We start from the raw sequence: 17,095 nt of genomic DNA on the forward strand, positions 1-17,095 counted from the left end.
TGGGCCTCGTGCCGGCGATGCTAACTGCTTTTCTGGACAGTGATCGCGAGTTTCAGCGTTTGCGGGCGGTGCGAACAAGCACCGGCGCGAAATCATGACTCCTGCCCAGGAGCGGCGAGGCCTTGCTAGGCTGGACGATTGCCTCGCGGTGCGGATCCCACAAGCTGCGCAGTTGCTCGGGATCGGGCGTTCCTCGGTTTACGAGCTCATCAACCGAGGCGATCTCAAGAGCATCAAACTTGGCCGATCCACGCTGATTCCGATGGATGAGCTTCGCAACCTGATCGATCGCCGCCGTTTGGAAAAATAAATTTGCGCGGCTTCAGGCGACGCCTGCGGTCCAAAATCGTCTGAATTTATCCAGTTCGGACCGCTGGAAATCGACGCTTTGCCGGAGCCTATACGGAGCCTAATTTCCAAATCATCAGCCTGCCGCAGCATGCTGCAACTTGGTAAATCGCTGATATTACTGAGGAATGTGGTGGACGCACTTGGGCTCGAACCAAGGACCCGCTGATTAAGAGTCAGCTGCTCTACCAACTGAGCTATGCGTCCATACCGGGCAGCTGAAGTGGCGCGTTGGAGAGCGCCGCCGCATCGGGGAGGGCGCCGGTTAGCATTCGTGCCGCCGGTTGCAAACCCTTTTTTCCGCGAACTGCAAAAAACCGTTCATACAACCTACCAGCGCGTAGTCTGGCGGTTCTGGCGATCGATCGACATCAGGATTCCGATGCACAGCATGATCGTCATCTGGGACGATCCCCCGAAGCTGATCAGGGGCAGGGGCACGCCGACCACCGGCGCCAAGCCCATCACCATCGCCATATTGATCGCGAAGTAGAAGAAGATCGTCGTCGCGATGCCTGCTGCCGTCAGGCGCGCGAATCGGGTCTGGGCGCGCAACGCGACCATCATGCCCCATTGGATGATGATCAGGAAGGCGAGGATCAGCAGGACTCCACCGACCAGCCCCCATTCCTCCATCATCGTCGCCAGGGCGAAATCCGTATGTCCCTCTGGCAGATAGTCGAGATGGCTCTGGGTGCCGTTGAGGAACCCCTTGCCGAAGATCCCGCCCGATCCGATCGCGATCTTCGACTGGCTGATATGATAGCCGATACCGAGCGGATCGCTCTCCGGGTCGAGGAAGACGAGGATGCGGTTACGCTGATAGCCGTGCAGCACGAAATTGACCGCAAGCGGGATCGCCGCGCCAAGCGCCAGCGCGCCGCCGATGAACAGTCGCAGGGGCACCCCGGCCAGGAACATCACGGTGATGCCGCCGACGGTAATCATCAGCGCGGTGCCGAGATCGGGCTGTTTCATCACCAGCGCGGCAGGGATCAGAATCAGCACCGCGGCCGGCCAGATCGCGCCGAACCGCCGTGTCTCGTTTGGGGGCAGCACATGATAGAAGCGTGCCACTGCGAGGACGATGAACACTTTCATCAGTTCGGAAGGCTGCAGGCGGATGATGCCGAGGTCGAGCCATCGCTGCCCGCCGCCGCGCACCGCGCCGATCAGCTCGACCAGGATGAGCATCCCGATCAGCCCGATATAGGCCGGAAAGGCTAGGCTGGCCCACATCGATTCCCGCACCCGCGACAGCACGACGGCGCCGGCGAGGAAGACGAAGAATCGGATGCCCTGGATCATCGCCCAGGGCCGCAGGCTGCCGCCCGCCGCCGAATAGAGAACGAGCAGCCCGAAACAGCCGATCGCCAGCACCAGCAGGATGATCTTCCAGGGAAGCTGCGCCAGAGGCTCGGGAACGAAGTTCAGCCCGCTCACTGGTCGCTCTCCGTGGATCCGGTCTCCGCGACGCCAGCGCCGCTTCGTGTCGCATTTGCGCTCGCCTCGGCGCGCGCGTCGGCTGCGCTGGTTGCAGCCTCGACTGCTGGCGCGTCCGTCGCTGCTGTCGCATTGAGCTCGGTCTGCGCTGCCACGACGGGTGGCGGCGCGTTGGCGGCGGTGCGATAGGCGGATGCCTGTGCCGCCATGCGCGTCTTGATATCACCACCCCAGGTCGGCTCCGCCTCGGCCAACGCAGCGCGCGCGCGATCGCGGTCGAACAGGTAGGTCATGATATCCCGGCCGATCAGCGGGGTATCCAGGTTGCGGATAATATGGCCGTTATGTTCGAGCACGACCGCCGCTGCGTAACGCGGGTTGTCGGCGGGCGCGAAGCAGACGAACAGCGCGTGGTCACGAAGCTTGAATGGTAGCGCGCCGTTCTTCAGGACTCCCGAACTGCGCTCCGCCATGGTGATCCGGCGGACCTGAGCGGTGCCGGTTTTCGCTGCAAGCGACACCCCCGGGACCTGCATGCGCGAGGCGCCGCCGGTTCCGCCTTCATTGACCACGCCGTACATCGCATTTCGAACGATCGCGAGATTGTCTGGCGATACTGCCAGGGGTTGGGCACCCCGATGGACGTGATCGGCAAGGATGCTGGGCATCAGGGCACGGCCCGATGCGATACGCGAGGCCATCACGGCGAGTTGAAGGGGATTGGCGAGCACATAGCCCTGACCGATCGATGCGTTGAGGGAATCCGCAACGGTCCAGGCTTGCTTGTACCGTCGCAGCTTCCACGCAGGATCCGGCATGGTGCCATAGCGCTGCGTGGTGAAGGGAAGGTCGAATTTCTGACCAAGCCCGACGGCGCGCGCGATCGGCGCGATCTTGTCGTACCCGAGCCGCCGCGCCATTTCATAGAAATAGATGTCGCAGCTCTGCATGACGGCATGTTTCATGTCGAGCGGGCCGTGGCCGTTTCGCTTATGACAGTGGAAAACGCCGTTCCCGACGCGCATCGCCCCGGAACAGCTTACCCGGTCGTCCGGATGAACGCCCGCCTCAAGCAGCGCCAGCGCGTTCATCGGCTTGACGGTGGAGCCGGGCGGGTAAAGCCCCTGCAGCACCTTGTTCATCAGCGGCACGTGATCGTCGTCCGACAGCATCTTCCATTCGAGATGGCTGATCCCGTCGGAGAAACTGTTGGGATCGTAGGCCGGCATCGAGACCATCGCGAGGATCTCGCCATTCTGGCAGTCGATCACCACGGCCGAGCCTGAATTAGTGCCGAGCCGGCGCGCGGCATATTCCTGAAGGCCGGCGTCGATCGTCAGACGCGCGGTCTTGCCCGGCTCGTCGGGCCGGGTCGCCAATTCGCGAACCAGCTTGCCGCGCGCCGTGACCTCGATCCGCTTGGCACCGGGCTTGCCGCGCAATTCCGGCTCGAGCGCCTTTTCCAGGCCGTCCTTGCCCAGCTTGAAGCCGGGCGTGATCATCAGTGGATCCTTGGTCTTCTGATACTGCTCGGCCGAGGCAGTCCCGACATAGCCGGTGAGATGCGCGACCGCAGCGCCCGCGGGGTAGGTGCGGGCAAAGCCGCGCGACGGCGCGACGCCCGGCAGTTCGGGCAGGTGGACGCTGACCGCGGCGAATGTGTCGAGATCGAGATTCTCGGCGACCTGGACTGGCTGGAAACCCACCGCATGCTTCAGGTCGGTCCTGATCCGATCCATCTCCTCGGGCGGCAGGCGCAGTATGTCGCGGAGCAGGCCAAGGGTGCGATCCTTGTTCTCCAGCCGGTCGGGAATGATGTCGACGCGGAAATCGGTGCGGTTGTTGGCGATGGGTACGCCATTGCGATCGACGATCCAGCCGCGCCGAGGCAAGACCGGGGTCATGTTCACGCGGTTGCTCTCGGAGAGCAGGCTGTAATGCTCGTTCTCGGCAACGGCGAGCCAGGTCATCCGGCCGGCGAGCAGCAGCCCGACCGCGGCTTGTCCGGCGCCCAGCACCAGGGCGCGGCGCGAAAAGCTGTAGGTCTGCGTCGCTTCGGTGATGACGCGAGTGGGCTGGTTCATTCGCCCCCGCGCTTGCGGTCAAGCCAGGCGCAGAATCGCGCCACCAGAGGGAAGAGCATGGTCGAGATCACGATCTGAAGTAATAGCACGGTATCGACATGTGCACCGATAGGAGCTGCGACGAGCCGTCCGACGATGAGGCAGAAACCGATCGAGCCGGATGCGATCAGCCAGTCCTGCCAGAAGTCGCGGAACACCAGCCGCTGATCGATCAGGTCGATCATGAAGAAGCACAGGGTCCAGAGCAGCATCGCATTGCCCAGCGGCTGCCCGCTGACCAGATCGTCGAAGAAGCCGAGCGGCAGCGGCGCCCAGATGCGGAACACGTCGGGCCGCCTGAGCCGCCAGCCGAGCAGCACCATCAGCCCGAGCGGGGGCAGCACGGGGAAGCTGGCGATGAACGGCCAGGTCGTGACCAGCGAGGCGACCAGCACCGACGCCGACGGCACCAGGCGCACGGCGGCGGGCGGTGGCGCGGCGTCGAAGGGGCCGCGGGTCTGTTGCCTCATGGCGCGGGTGTTGCCGTCGGCGACGTGACCGGCAGGAACCCCTCCTGAACCAAGGCGAAATCGAGCGTATCGGGTTGCGCGAAGGTGCGCGCCAGCGCGGTGTCGCGGGCGCGCTTCAGCACGCGCGCGACGGGGATGTTGGGCGAATAGATGCCACCAGTGCCGGAGGTGACGAAGATATCTCCCGGCTCGAACCCGACATTGGCGAGCGACGCCGAGCGGATGTCGAGCAGCCCGTCACCGCGCCCGGCGGCGAGCGCGGGCAGGCCGTCGCGCGTCCGCCGTACCGGCACGACGCTTTCAGGATCGGACAGCAGCAGCACGCGGGCTGTGTTGGGACCGGTTTCGAGGACACGGCCGATAAGGCCTTCGGGGCCGCGTACCGGTTGGCCCTGCTTCACGCCCTGCCAGGACCCGGCGTTGAGCACGGCGAAGCGCCGCGTGCTCGATGCCGAGGAACTGACCAGCCGCGCCGCCACCACCGGATTGGGCACGCTTTCACGGAGTTGCAGCAGCGTCTTCAACCGGCGGTTGTCATAGGACAGGGTGCGCGCGCGCATCAGCAGCGCGTGATTGTCGGCCAGCTCCTTGCGGAGCTGCTCGTTCTGCCTGCGCACGCCGATATAGTCGGACACGGAGGCAGGGATGGAGGCGATGCCCCGGCCGATCGCGGCGATTCCTGAGGAGACCGGGGTGGTGACCTCGGCCGTGGCCGCCCGCAACGCCGCGAAGGCGGGCGGGTCCAGCGTCGCAAGCGCGAGCAGGACCGCGCCGACCAGCGCTCCCGCTACGGCGATCACGTAACTCAGGAATAGGCTATACTGCGCCCGCCGCGAAAAACCCGGGCGCCGGTTACGAGACGGCGCCATATTTCCCCTCAAGGAAGGACCGGTGCCGCCCATCGGCACCGGCGCTTCATCAGATGATTACGCGCTGTGCAGCACACCGCGGAAAACCGGATCCTCGAGCGCGCGCCCGGTACCGAGCGCAACGCAGGTGAGGGGATCGTCGGCGATCGTCACGGGCAGGCCGGTCTCGTCGCGCAGTACCTCGTCGATGCCTTTGAGCAACGCGCCGCCGCCGGTGAGCACGATGCCCTGATCGACGATGTCCGCCGCCAGTTCCGGCGCGGTGTTCTCGAGCGCGATGCGCACACCTTCGACGATCTGGCCGACCGGTTCGGACAGCGCCTCGGCGATCTGGCCCTGGTTGATCTGGATCTCCTTCGGCACGCCATTGACCAGGTCGCGGCCCTTGACGTGGATGGTGAGGCCGATGCCGTCTGGCGGCGGCTTCGCCACGCCGACTTCCTGCTTGATGCGCTCGGCGGTCGAATCGCCGATCAGCAGGTTATGGTTGCGGCGGACGTACGAGACGATCGCCTCGTCCATCTTGTCGCCGCCGACACGCACCGAAGTGGTGTAGGCGAGACCACGCAGCGAGAGCACGGCGACTTCGGTCGTGCCGCCGCCTATATCGACGACCATCGAGCCGATCGGCTCGGTGACGGGCATATCGGCGCCGATAGCGGCGGCCATCGGCTCCTCGATCAGCCAGACCTGCGACGCACCGGCGTTGGAGGCGGCATCGCGGATCGCGCGACGCTCGACCGACGTCGAGCCCGACGGCACGCAGATGACGATCTGCGGCCAGCGCATGAAGCGCCGCTGACCACCATGCACCTTGTGGATGAAGTGCTTGATCATCTGCTCGGCGACGTCGATGTCGGCGATAACGCCGTCACGCAAGGGGCGGATCGCCTGGATGCTGTCAGGGGTCTTGCCCATCATCAGCTTGGCGTCGTCACCGACGGCCTTGACGCGCTTGACGCCATTGATGGTTTCCACTGCGACCACTGACGGTTCGTTGAGGACGATGCCGCGTCCGCGCAGATATACCACCGTGTTCGCGGTCCCGAGGTCGATCGCCATATCGTGCGACGTGAGTCTGAAGAAACGCGAAAAGAAGCCCATTGATCGTTCCGTTCCAGGCCAGCCGCTTTACGGTCCGGCAGTTCGCACAGTCGCTTCCCAACACCTATGATGTCCCGGCCAGAGCTGGAAAATTCCACGCTCAGTTTGCCGAGTAGATGCGGGTCGCGGGATGCCGTCGCTTGGGCTAGAGCCAGATGCATGTCAATACGCCGCCTGCCCGAACATCTCGTCAATCGCATCGCCGCCGGTGAAGTGGTGGAACGCCCCGCCAGCGCGTTGAAGGAACTGGTGGAAAACGCCATCGACGCAGGCGCCCGCCGTATCGCGATTCGTCTCGTGAGCGGCGGGACCGACCTGATCGAGGTGACCGACGATGGATGCGGGATGACGCCCCCCGACATGGCGCTCGCGCTCGAGCGGCATGCGACATCCAAGCTTCCCGACGAAGCGATCGAAAACGTCGCGACGTTGGGATTTCGCGGCGAGGCGTTGCCCTCCATTGCGAGTGTCGCGCGCCTGACCCTGGAGAGCCGGCTGCGCGGCGCCGAGGGCTGGTCGCGGGTCGTCGACAATGGCGCGGTCGTCTCGGAAGGACCGGCAGCGATTCCGCCCGGCACCCGGGTCCGCGTCGAGGCACTGTTCGAGCGCGTGCCGGCACGGCGCAAGTTCCTGCGGTCTGCACGGTCCGAATATGCGGCAAGCCTCGATGTGGTGCGCCGGCTGGCGATGGCGCGGCCGGATATCGCCTTCAGCCTGGAGCATGACGGACGACGGTCGCTGTCGGTTTCGGCGGGTGAGAGCCTGCCCGACCGGGTCGCCGCGCTGACCGACCGGGCGCTGATCGACAATGGCGTGCCGATCGACCTGGAACGCGAGGGCCTCAGGCTCGGCGGGGTCGCGGGCCTGCCGACGTTCAACCGCGGCGTGGCCGATCATCAATATCTGTTCGTCAACGGACGACCCGTGAAGGACCGGCTGCTCGTGGGGGCGGTGCGCGGCGCCTATGCCGAGTTGCTTGCGCGCGACCGGCATGCGGTGGTGGCGCTCTTCCTCGACGTGCCGGCCGACATGGTCGACGTGAACGTCCATCCGGCTAAGACCGAAGTGCGCTTCCGCGAGCCGGCAATGGTGCGCGGCATGATCGTCAGCGGACTGAAGCGCGCGCTCGACGAGGCAGGGCATCGCAGCGTGCAGCGGCCGTCGGAGACGGCGCTGGCCGCCTGGCAACAGGAACCGCTCGCCTCCGCCTCGCCGCGCTTGTGGGAGGAGCCGACAAGGGAGGCGCAATGGGAAGCACCGCGTACCGAAAGCCGCCATGCCGTCTTCGAGCGCCGGCCCACCTTCATCGCTCCGCCGATGGCGCGCGCCGAGCCGGCCTATACAACGCCGCCCGAGACAATTTCCTTCCCGCTCGGCGTTGCGCGAGGGCAGGTCGCCAAGACCTATATCGTCGCCGAGGCGGAGGACGGGCTCGTCCTGGTCGATCAGCATGCGGCGCACGAACGACTGGTGCTCGAGCGCATGCGCAAGGCGATGGCAGATGGCGGCGTCGCCGCCCAGGCGCTGTTGCTGCCCGAAGTGATCGAACTCGACGAGCCTGCCTGCGACCGCCTTGAAGCGCGGGCCGCCGAGCTGACCGAGTTCGGGCTCGACCTGGAGCGGTTCGGCCCGCGCGCGATGCTGGTGCGCAGCGTGCCCGCGATGCTCGGGCAGAGCGACGTGACCGGGCTCGTCACCGATCTCGCCGACGAACTGGCGGCGTTCGACGAGGCGCTGAGCCTGAAGGAGCGGCTCGACCATGTCGCCGCGACCATGGCGTGCCATGGATCGGTGAGGGCAGGGCGCATCCTTTCCGTCACCGAGATGAACGCGCTGCTCCGCGAGATGGAGATCACACCGCATTCCGGCCAGTGCAACCATGGCCGCCCGACCTGGGTGAAGCTGGCGCATGGCGATATCGAGAAGCTGTTCGGGCGGAAGTGACGGTGTAATCGGCGATGCCTTGTCTCGAGCCCCTTTCGCAGTGAATGCCGGGAGCGGCCGCGCAGCATGCCGAAGACAAATGAAGTAATACCGGGCTGGGGATGCGAAAACCGGACAGTTAAAAGGGCTTTTTGCCAGCCCACGTCGACCCCGATTTTTAGCGCGTCTCGCCGGAAGGCGTGAGCAAAACGAAATATTCGACGGCAGTGTGTCGATTTCCCTGGAGAGAAGTTGTGCCATTTTGGCGGGCGTCGATGGATGATTATATGCCATATACTTCCCGATTTATGAGAATCGATGCTGAGCACCATCAGCCTTCTGGTCAGCGTGGGCCGGATCGGTCGAAATAGTTGGCGCCTTCCGGCAAAAGGCGTGCTGTGGTCGACGCGGGGCTGCGCGGTCAGTCCGTCGATCGGCCGCCGCGGCGGCCGGTGCGGATACGCCATGTTTCAGGGCATCGGTTGCGCAGCCAGCGCAGCGCCACTTTCGCATCGGCGTGAACGCGATAGTCATAGTCGGCGGCGACCGGATCGACGCTGTTGGCGCGGTAGATGCGTTCGGTGCGAAAGGTGTAGCCGATGGCTCGCTTGTACATGCCCGGCTTCTCCAGCCCGGCATGTTCTCCCCGTCCCATCGCGACCGCCAGGCCGAAGTCGGGATATCGGTCCAGCCAGCGATAGAGCGTGGCGTTGCTGACCGAAAAGATCCTCGCGAGATCGGCGTTGGACGTGCCGAGGCGGCAAAGCAGGCGTGCCTGCCGGGCGAAGGCAGGTTCGTAGCGGGTGGGGCGTCCTCTTTTCATGGGGCGAGGGTGGCGGAGACTGGCGTCGATTTGAATCGATGAGCCCAAAGCTGCGTGAAAGGCGCATGCGCTTCGCCTGCTCGGGCAAAAGAAACAGGCCGGTCGGGCTCGATTGACGTTATCGTGCCGACCCCGCTTCCGTTCTGGCGATCAAACGCCTACATCGCCCGTCCCATGTCGCGTCCCAAGCCCCCCGTCTTCGAGAAAACCAAGATCGTCGCCGAGAACCGGCGGGCGCGGTTCGATTATGCCATCGACACGGTCTATGAGGCGGGCATCGCGCTGACCGGCACCGAGGTGAAGTCGCTGCGTAGCGGCACCGGCTCGATCGCGGAAAGCTATGCCGAGGTGAAGGACGGGCAGGTCTGGCTGATCAATTCGAACGTGCCCGAATTCAGCCATGGCAACCGATTCAACCACGAGCCGAAGCGCGCCCGTAAACTGCTTCTTCATGAGCGCGAGATAAACAAGATGCACGGCGCGGTGGCGCGCGAGGGCATGACCCTGGTGCCGCTGATGATCTATTTCAATTCGAAGGGGCGCGCCAAAGTGGAGCTGGCCCTGGCGAAGGGGAAGAAGGATCACGACAAGCGCGCGACGATCAAGGAGCGCGACTGGAAGCGTGAGCAGGGAAGGATCATGCGTGATCGTGGCTGAGAAGCCCGGCCTTTCCACGCGCGTCGCCGACTGGTGGCAGCGCACCATGCCGACGCGCGAGAGCATGGAGGAGAACCGCCTGCTCCGGCCGGTCGCGCACCGCGTGCTTGCACCTGCCCTGTGGCGCTTCACCCGTCGATCCGTGCCGCGCGGCGTCGCGCTCGGCATGGTGACGGGCATCCTGTTTCCGGTCGCGCAGATCGCCTTTTCGGCCGTGCTCGCCTTGCCGATCCGCGCCAACATCCCGGTTGCCGCGGCGATGACCTTCATCACCAATCCCTTCACCACGCCGCCGCTGTGGGTTGCCGCCTACTGGATCGGCAAATGGGTGCTTCACCTCGATTCCCAGGTGCCCGGCGCCCCGATCGCGACCCAGGTCGCCGCCAATTCGAGCTGGCTTCACTGGTTGCTCTCGACCGCCGGCCCGGCGACGGTGGTCGGGTTGTTCATCATCACCGTGACCCTGTCTGTGGTCGGTTATGCGGTGGCGGCGCTCGGCTGGCGCTGGCGGGTCGCGCGCAAATGGCGCGCCCGGGCACACGGTCGGCCCGAATAAGGGACCTTCACGGCCGCGAAATTGACTGGCCGTGTTATCCGATTAGAACACGCTCGCATCCACTTCCTTTCCAGGATGCGACATGCGCACATCGTCCTTTGCCGTTCTTCTGCTTTCCGCCACCATGCTCGCCGGCCTCGCCGCGGCGAACCCCGCACCGCAAGGCCGGCTCCCCGCCGACGCACCGGCGGCCGCGCCCATGGCCAAACCCACCTTCGGTGATTTCGGCGTCGATGAAGCCGGCATGGACAGGGCGATCCAGCCCGGCGATGATTTTTATGGCTTCGTGAACGGAACCTGGGAGAAGAATACCCCGATCCCAGCCGACAAGGCGAATTACGGCGCGTTCGATGCGCTGCAGGACCTGTCGCGCGAGCGGACCCATGATATCCTCCAAGCGGAGAAGGCAAAGGGCTCCAAGATCGGCCAGGCCTATGCCGCCTATCTCGACACGGCAGCGATCGAGGCGAAGGGCCTGGCCCCGATCAAGCCCTGGCTCGACCGGATCAAGGGGCTGAAGTCGAAGTCGGGCTATGCCACGCTCGTGGCGGAGGCCGATATCAACGGTGTCGGCGTGCCGTTCAACGCCGGCGTCGGCCAGGATGCCAAGGACCCGGAACATTACGCGCTGCAGATGCGCCAGGGCGGCCTGGCATTGGACCGCGACTATTACCTCGCGACCGAGGGCAAGCTGGCCGAGGCGAAGGCCGCCTATCAGGCCCATATCGCCAGCATGTTCACCCTTGCCGGCGAACCGGACGCGGCCGCCCGCGCCAAGGCGATCGTCGATTTCGAGACGGCCATCGCCCAGGTGAGCTGGACCAACATCCAGAATCGCGATGCCAACAAGACCTATAACAAGATGGCCGTCGCCGACCTGAAGAAGGCCGCGCCGGGATTCGACTTCGTCGCCTATTTCAAGGGTATCGGCACCCCGGTCGATACGGTGATCGTGGCCCAGCCGGCCGCGGTCACCGGTATCGCCAGGCTGATTGCCCAGGCACCGGTCGAGGTGCTGCGCGACCAGTTGCTGATCCGCTCGCTCGACGGCTATGCGGCGGTGCTGCCGGCGGCGTTCGACAATGAGCGGTTCGCGATGTTCGGGACGGTCATCTCGGGTACGCCGCAGCAACAGGATCGCTGGAAGCGCGCCGTCGACCACACCAGCACGATCCTGACCGACGACGTCAGCAAGCTGTACGTCGCGCAATATTTCCCGCCCGAGACCAAGGCGGCGGCTGACGCGCTGGTGAAGAACATCATCGCCGCGATGAACGTGCGGATCGACAAGCTCGACTGGATGACACCGGAAACCAAGGTCAAGGCGCATGCCAAGCTGGCCGCCTTCACGCCGCGGATCGGCTATCCGAGCCAGTGGCGCGACTATTCGGCGCTGAAGATCGTGGCGGGCGACGCCTTCGGCAATGCGCTGCGCGCCAACCAATGGGCGCACGACTATAATATCCAGAAGCTCGGCAAGCCGATCTATCGCTGGGAATGGGGCATGACCCCGATGACGGTGAACGCCCAGGCCAACCCGACCCTGGTGGCGATCACCTTTCCGGCGGCGATCCTGCAGCCGCCTTTCTTCGATCCGAACGCCGACGCGGCAGTCAATTATGGCGGTATCGGCGCGGTGATCGGGCATGAGATGAGCCATCATTTCGACGATCAGGGCGCGAGCTTCGACCTGCACGGCCAGTTGACCGATTGGTGGACACCGCAGGACGTCGAGAATTTCAACAAGCGCACCGATGCGCTCGTCGCCGAATATGATGCCTATGAGCCGCTGCCGGGCACGAAGCTGAAAGGTCGCCTGACCCTGGGCGAGAATACCGCCGATCTCGCGGGGCTGAGCGCCGCCTATGACGCCTATCATGCATCGCTGAACGGCAAGCCGGCGCCGGTGATCAAAGGCTATACCGGCGACCAGCGTTTCTATCTCGGCTGGGCGCAGGTGTGGCGGCGCAGTTACCGCGAGGCGGACATGCGCAACCGGCTGCTGACCGATCCGCACGCTCCGTCGCAGCAGCGCGCCTGGATCGTCCGCAACCTCGACCCCTGGTATGACGCGTTCAAGCCGAAGCCGACCGACAAGCTCTATCTGACGCCGGAACGACGCGTCCGCATCTGGTAGTTTTTCAAAGGTTCGCGGGCTGAGTACCCCGAGTCGAGGCGAATCTCCATTTCCGTCATGCCGGACTTGTTCCGGCATCCACCGTTCCGCATATTCATCGGCTGATTGTTTTGCTGCACGGTGGACCCCGGAACAAGTCCGGGGTGACGAAGGGGTCAACCTGTTCGAATTCCACTCTGGCCCTTGACGCCTCGCCCTCGCGGCCCAAGACAAACCGGGATGGCAAGTCTTCCCGCATCTTCCGCGTCGCCGCTCTCCCCCGCACGGGGCGCGGCGCTGATCGCGAGCGCGTGCGGGCTGATTGCGGCGCTGCTGATCCTTGGCGTGGTCGGCAATCTCACCGTCGCGGCGGGGTTCCTGGCGGCTACGCTGGTGATTGCCGGTGGGCTTCTGGCATTCCGCCGGCTGTTCCCGTCCAGCCGGGGACAGGCGATCGAACCAGACTGGAGCATCGCGCGAACGCTGGCGGCCAACAGCCCGGACGCCGTCGCGATCACCGACCGTGCCGGACGGCTGGTCTGCGCCAATGACCGTTATGAGACGCTGTTCGCCGGTTTCCCGACGCCGCCGGGCCTGCCGGTGGATGAAGCGGGGATCAGCGAGCTCGGCACCGCCGGCCGCGCGGCATGGCGTGACGGCGCTGCCTCGGTCGCGCGGCTGCTCGCGCGGGGGACACCGTTGCGGGCGGAAATCGAACGGGCAGGGGCCGACGACGATCTGCTGGTGTGGCGTTTCCGCGGCGTCGAGGCGCTCGATCTCGCGGCCACGGTGGAGACGGTCATCGGCGGCCCGACCGGCGACCGCCTTGCCGCGGCCGGCATCATGGCGGCGCTGATCGCCCCGGACGGCCGGATCCGTGCGGCGAATCGCGTGTTGCGCGCCCGGGCGATGGGACATGAGGAGGGGGCGGTCGCTGGCCGCGACTTTGCACGGTTCCTGATCACCGACAGCCACGGCCTGGTCCGGTTCGAACGCGAAGGGCTGACCGGCAGTCCACTTCGCGTGTTGCAGGTGCCGTTCATTGATGGCGACGACGCCCCGATGCTGGTCGTGATGCTCGACGAGGAAGGCGGGGCGAGCGCGCCGGCGATCGGCGCCAGTGCGACGGCGCATGTCCGCAGCCTGGTGTCGCTGATGCCGTTCGGCATGGCGCTGGTCGATCGCGACGGCCGCTTCCTGCAGATGAACGATGCGTTCGCGCGCGCGGCCGAGGTCGATCCGGCCGCGCCGCCGCTCTATCCCGGCGACCTGCTGGTGCGCGAGGACAAGGGTGTCGTCGCCGACGCGATCCGGCGTTTCGCCAATGGGGCGACTCATTCGACCGATCTTGCGGTGCGCCTCAAGGATCATCCGGATGAGCCGGTCGCGCTGTCGATCGCCGGCGCGCGGGGCCTGGGCGATGCGGCGGTGCTGCTCAGCCTGAAGGATAATAGTGAAGAGACGCGACTGAAGCGCGAGGTGGCGCAGGCGACCAAGATGCAGGCGGTGGGCCAGCTTGCCGGCGGCGTCGCGCACGACTTCAACAATATCCTGACCGCGATCATCGGGCATTGCGACCTGATGCTGATGCGCCATTCGCCGGGTGACAGCGATTATGACGACATCCAGCAGATCCGCGCCAATTCGAACCGCGCGGCCAGCCTGACTCGCCAGTTGCTCGCCTTTTCGCGGCAGCAGACCCTGGTGCCGCAGGTGCTGCAACTGCCCGACGTGATCTCCGAAGTCTCGCAATTGCTGAAGCGGCTGCTCGGCGAGACGGTGACCCTTACTGTCAAGCATGGCCGCAACCTGGGGCCGGTGCGCGCCGATCCCGGTCAGCTCGAACAGGTCGTGGTCAATCTGGCGGTGAATGCGCGCGACGCGATGCTGGCCAAGGATCCGCGCGGTGGCGGCACGCTGTCGATACACACGATGGCGGTGACCGCGGCGGATGTGCGCCGGATGGGATCCGACATCCTGCCGATCGCCGATTATATCGCGCTCGAAGTGTCCGATACCGGCGGTGGCATTCCGCCCGAGATATTGCCCAAGATTTTCGAGCCCTTCTTCACCACCAAGGATGTCGGCAAGGGCACCGGGCTTGGCCTATCGACCGTCTATGGCATCGTCAAGCAGTCGGGCGGCTATATCTTCGCCGACAATAAGGGGGCGGATAACAAGGTACTGGGCGCGGTCTTCACCATCTATCTGCCCGTGCATACGGCGACTCAGCCGGCCAAGGCGGCCAGCCCAGCCAAGGGCAAAGCCAAGCCGACCGACCTGTGGGGCACCGGCACCATCCTGCTGGTGGAGGACGAGGACATGGTGCGCGCTGTGGCCGAGCGCGCGCTGGCGCGGCAGGGCTATACCGTGCTGACCGCGGAAAATGGCGAGGTTGCGCTCGACCTGCTGAGCCGGAACGAGCGGCCCGACCTGTTGATCTCCGACGTCGTCATGCCGGTGATGGACGGGCCGACCATGGTCCGCCAGGTCCGCGCGCGCTATCCCGACCTGCCGATCCTGTTCATGTCGGGCTATGCCGAGGAGCAGCTGCGCAAGTCGATCGACCTGGACAATGTCTCCTTCCTCGCGAAACCCTTCTCGGTTCAACAGCTTGCGGAGGCGGCGCGGGACGTGCTGGCCGCGAAATGACTTGGCGGCAATGGGCGCGGGATACTATGGGGCAGTGATGACTGCGCCGAGCAATATCCTCATCGTCGAGGACGAACCCCTGATCGCGATGATGTTGGAGGATTTCCTCGACGTCCTCGGCAAGACGATGGTCGGCACTGCCGATAATGTCGCCGATGCGCTCGCGCTGGTCGAGGCGGGCGGCATCGACGCGGCGATCCTCGATGTGAACCTGCGCGCCGGTGAGAAGAGCTGGCCGATCGCGGATGCGCTGAGCGCGAAGGGCATTCCCTATATCTTCGCCACTGGCGGATCGGCCGACAGCCTGGCCGAGGCGTATCGCGACCGGCCGACCTTGCCCAAGCCCTTCACGATGGACGCGGTGGCGAAGGCGCTCGATTCGCTGGCGTAACGTCGCTCTCCCGATGGGAGAGGGTTTTTCAGGCAATCCGTTCCGGCACGGCCGCCGCATCCTCGGCCAGAGACTGGGCCGGGGCGACCGCTTCCCAGGGGAAGACGAACCAGTCCTTGTCGATGCGCCGGTCGATCGTGCGCGCACGATAGTCCACCTTCTGCGCCGAGCTGACATTGTCGATCAGCGTGGCGAAGCGGATGCTGCCGGGCACCGCGCCGGCGGCGTTCAACACCTCGCGCAGATGGCCGATGGTGCGGCCCGAATCGTTGATGTCGTCGAGGAACAGCAGCCGTTCGCCGGCACGGGTGCGAGCGGCGAGCCTGGTCAGCGGCTCGTCGGCGAAATCCTTCACCTGGCTCGAATAATCGACCGACAGCATCTGCATGCCGGTCGCATGGCTGAGATAGACCGCCGGCGACAGGCCGCCGCGCCCGATGCCGATGATGAAATCGGGCTTCCAGTCATCCCCGGCCAATTGCACGGCGAGCGCGCGGACCGCCGAGACGAAGTCCTCGTGCGGGATCTCGGTGAAGACGGTCATCGGTGCGCCTCCATATAGGCGTCCAGTCTGGCGAGATGCGTGGCCACCGCATCGTCCGGCAGGAAGGAGCCGAGGAACGAGTTGCGCGCGAGCAGCGCCAGATCGTCGCGGTCGAGCCCGCGCGCCGATGCCGCCGCCCGGTAATTGTCGGCAATATAGCCGCCGAAATAGGCTGGATCGTCCGAGTTGATCGTGGCGCGCAGGCCGGCGCGGAGCATCCGGTCGATCGGATGATCGGCCATGTCGTCGACCACGCACAGCTTCAGGTTGGACAAGGGGCAGACCGTCAGGGTCATGCCGGTGCGGGCGAGGCGGGCGGTGAGGACGGGATCCTCCAGGCTGCGATTGCCATGATCGAGCCGGTCGACCCCGAGCAGGTCGAGCGCCTGATAGACATAATCGGGCGGGCCTTCCTCGCCGGCATGGGCGACGAGGCGCAGGCCCCTGGTGCGGGCCGCGGCGAACACCCGGGCGAACTTCTCGGGCGGGTGGCCGAGTTCGGACGAATCGAGGCCGACCGCGTCGATCCGGTCGAGCCAGGGTTCGGCCGCCTCCAGCGTGGCGAAGGCGGCATCCTCGTCGAGATGGCGCAGGAAGGACAGGATCAGCTTCGACGTCATGCCGTGACGCGCCTTCGCGTCGGCCATGCCGGAGAGCAGCCCTTCGATCACGGTGCCGAAGGGGATGCCGCGATCGGTATGGGTCTGGGGATCGAACATGATCTCGGCGTGAACGACCCCGTCGGCCGCGGCGCGATCGAAATAGGCGATGGCGAGATCGCGGAAATCCTGCTCGGTCTGCAGCACGTTGGCGCCGGCATAATAGATGTCGAGGAAATCCTGCAGGCGGGAGAAGCTGTAGGCGGCGCGAACCTCCTCCACGCTGGCATAGGGGATCGCGATATTGTTGCGCGTCGCCAGCGCGAACATCAGCTCCGGCTCGAGGCTGCCCTCGATATGGAGGTGGAGCTCGGTCTTGGGCAGGCCGGCGATGAAGTCCGTGGTCATGCGCGGAGCATTGCCTGCGGCGTCCGTCCCGGCAAGCCGGAACGACGATGCCCGCATAAAAGAGGCGCG

15 protein-coding genes and 1 tRNA gene are annotated in these 17,095 nt (G+C 65.4%); 7 read left to right on the forward strand and 9 right to left on the reverse strand.

Translation table 11 applies throughout. The annotated features are described in order from the left end of the window. Nucleotides 1-94 precede the first annotated feature (94 nt). The gene (locus AC1DT7_RS04130; protein ID WP_478034450.1) at nucleotides 95-310 is read left to right on the forward strand and encodes a helix-turn-helix domain-containing protein; all 216 of its coding nucleotides are present in this window, start codon (nucleotides 95-97) and stop codon (nucleotides 308-310) included. A 169-nt stretch (nucleotides 311-479) separates the two neighbouring features. Here the strand turns inward: AC1DT7_RS04130 and AC1DT7_RS04135 are convergent. The 6 genes from AC1DT7_RS04135 to AC1DT7_RS04160 form a co-directional block, all read right to left on the reverse strand. Further along, nucleotides 480-555 (reverse strand) — tRNA-Lys (locus tag AC1DT7_RS04135). Nucleotides 556-678: 123 nt separating this feature from the next. Beyond that, complete coding sequence (gene rodA / locus AC1DT7_RS04140) at nucleotides 679-1,791, reverse strand: rod shape-determining protein RodA (RefSeq protein WP_478034452.1); 1,113 nt, start codon at nucleotides 1,789-1,791, stop codon at nucleotides 679-681. After that, complete coding sequence (gene mrdA / locus AC1DT7_RS04145; protein WP_478034453.1) at nucleotides 1,788-3,875, reverse strand: penicillin-binding protein 2; 2,088 nt, start codon at nucleotides 3,873-3,875, stop codon at nucleotides 1,788-1,790. The genes rodA and mrdA overlap by 4 nt, the downstream gene beginning before the upstream one ends. Next, nucleotides 3,872-4,384 carry a rod shape-determining protein MreD gene (mreD, locus tag AC1DT7_RS04150; RefSeq protein WP_478034454.1) on the reverse strand — a complete coding sequence of 171 codons (513 nt, stop codon included), beginning with the start codon at nucleotides 4,382-4,384 and terminating at the stop codon, nucleotides 3,872-3,874. Before mreD ends, mrdA begins: the two co-directional genes overlap by 4 nt. Further along, nucleotides 4,381-5,184: a rod shape-determining protein MreC gene (mreC, locus tag AC1DT7_RS04155; RefSeq protein WP_478034456.1), complete on the reverse strand. Its 804-nt coding sequence runs from the start codon at nucleotides 5,182-5,184 to the stop codon at nucleotides 4,381-4,383. The genes mreD and mreC overlap by 4 nt, the downstream gene beginning before the upstream one ends. Before the next feature lie 126 nt (nucleotides 5,185-5,310). Continuing rightward, nucleotides 5,311-6,357 carry a rod shape-determining protein gene (locus AC1DT7_RS04160; RefSeq protein WP_478034457.1) on the reverse strand — a complete coding sequence of 349 codons (1,047 nt, stop codon included), beginning with the start codon at nucleotides 6,355-6,357 and terminating at the stop codon, nucleotides 5,311-5,313. A gap of 159 nt (nucleotides 6,358-6,516) precedes the next feature. Here AC1DT7_RS04160 and mutL point away from each other — a divergent pair, with 159 nt between their 5' ends. Continuing rightward, nucleotides 6,517-8,301 carry a DNA mismatch repair endonuclease MutL gene (gene mutL / locus AC1DT7_RS04165; protein WP_478034459.1) on the forward strand — a complete coding sequence of 595 codons (1,785 nt, stop codon included), beginning with the start codon at nucleotides 6,517-6,519 and terminating at the stop codon, nucleotides 8,299-8,301. Between the two features lie 400 nt (nucleotides 8,302-8,701). Here mutL and AC1DT7_RS04170 read toward each other — a convergent pair whose 3' ends face one another. Continuing rightward, a complete protein-coding gene (locus AC1DT7_RS04170) occupies nucleotides 8,702-9,103 on the reverse strand; it encodes a helix-turn-helix domain-containing protein (protein WP_478034460.1) in 402 nt (133 codons plus the stop codon). A gap of 174 nt (nucleotides 9,104-9,277) precedes the next feature. Between AC1DT7_RS04170 and smpB the strand changes: the two genes are divergently transcribed. The 5 genes from smpB to AC1DT7_RS04195 all read left to right on the forward strand — a co-directional run bounded on the left by smpB (nucleotide 9,278) and on the right by AC1DT7_RS04195 (nucleotide 15,475). Beyond that, nucleotides 9,278-9,760 (forward strand): SsrA-binding protein SmpB, encoded by a 483-nt coding sequence (gene smpB / locus AC1DT7_RS04175; protein WP_372854156.1) that lies wholly within the window; start codon nucleotides 9,278-9,280, stop codon nucleotides 9,758-9,760. A 46-nt stretch (nucleotides 9,761-9,806) separates the two neighbouring features. Then, entirely contained in the window at nucleotides 9,807-10,316 is a 510-nt protein-coding gene (locus AC1DT7_RS04180; RefSeq protein WP_478034638.1) for a DUF2062 domain-containing protein, read from the forward strand. An 82-nt stretch (nucleotides 10,317-10,398) separates the two neighbouring features. Beyond that, complete coding sequence (locus AC1DT7_RS04185) at nucleotides 10,399-12,453, forward strand: M13 family metallopeptidase (protein ID WP_478034461.1); 2,055 nt, start codon at nucleotides 10,399-10,401, stop codon at nucleotides 12,451-12,453. Nucleotides 12,454-12,672: 219 nt separating this feature from the next. Continuing rightward, nucleotides 12,673-15,084, forward strand: a complete 2,412-nt coding sequence (locus AC1DT7_RS04190; protein WP_478034463.1) for a hybrid sensor histidine kinase/response regulator — start codon at nucleotides 12,673-12,675, stop codon at nucleotides 15,082-15,084. Nucleotides 15,085-15,121: 37 nt separating this feature from the next. After that, nucleotides 15,122-15,475 carry a response regulator gene (locus AC1DT7_RS04195; RefSeq protein ID WP_478034464.1) on the forward strand — a complete coding sequence of 118 codons (354 nt, stop codon included), beginning with the start codon at nucleotides 15,122-15,124 and terminating at the stop codon, nucleotides 15,473-15,475. 28 nt (nucleotides 15,476-15,503) lie between these two features. Here the strand turns inward: AC1DT7_RS04195 and AC1DT7_RS04200 are convergent, their stop codons facing one another. Both AC1DT7_RS04200 and AC1DT7_RS04205 read right to left on the reverse strand, forming a co-directional pair. Further along, nucleotides 15,504-16,019, reverse strand: coding sequence for a phosphoribosyltransferase (locus tag AC1DT7_RS04200; RefSeq protein ID WP_478034466.1), 516 nt, complete (start codon nucleotides 16,017-16,019; stop codon nucleotides 15,504-15,506). Then, the gene (locus tag AC1DT7_RS04205; protein WP_478034467.1) at nucleotides 16,016-17,026 is read right to left on the reverse strand and encodes an adenosine deaminase; all 1,011 of its coding nucleotides are present in this window, start codon (nucleotides 17,024-17,026) and stop codon (nucleotides 16,016-16,018) included. The genes AC1DT7_RS04200 and AC1DT7_RS04205 overlap by 4 nt, the downstream gene beginning before the upstream one ends. Nucleotides 17,027-17,095 lie beyond the last annotated feature (69 nt).

Source organism: Sphingomonas sp. P3_C6 (genome assembly GCF_056402595.1).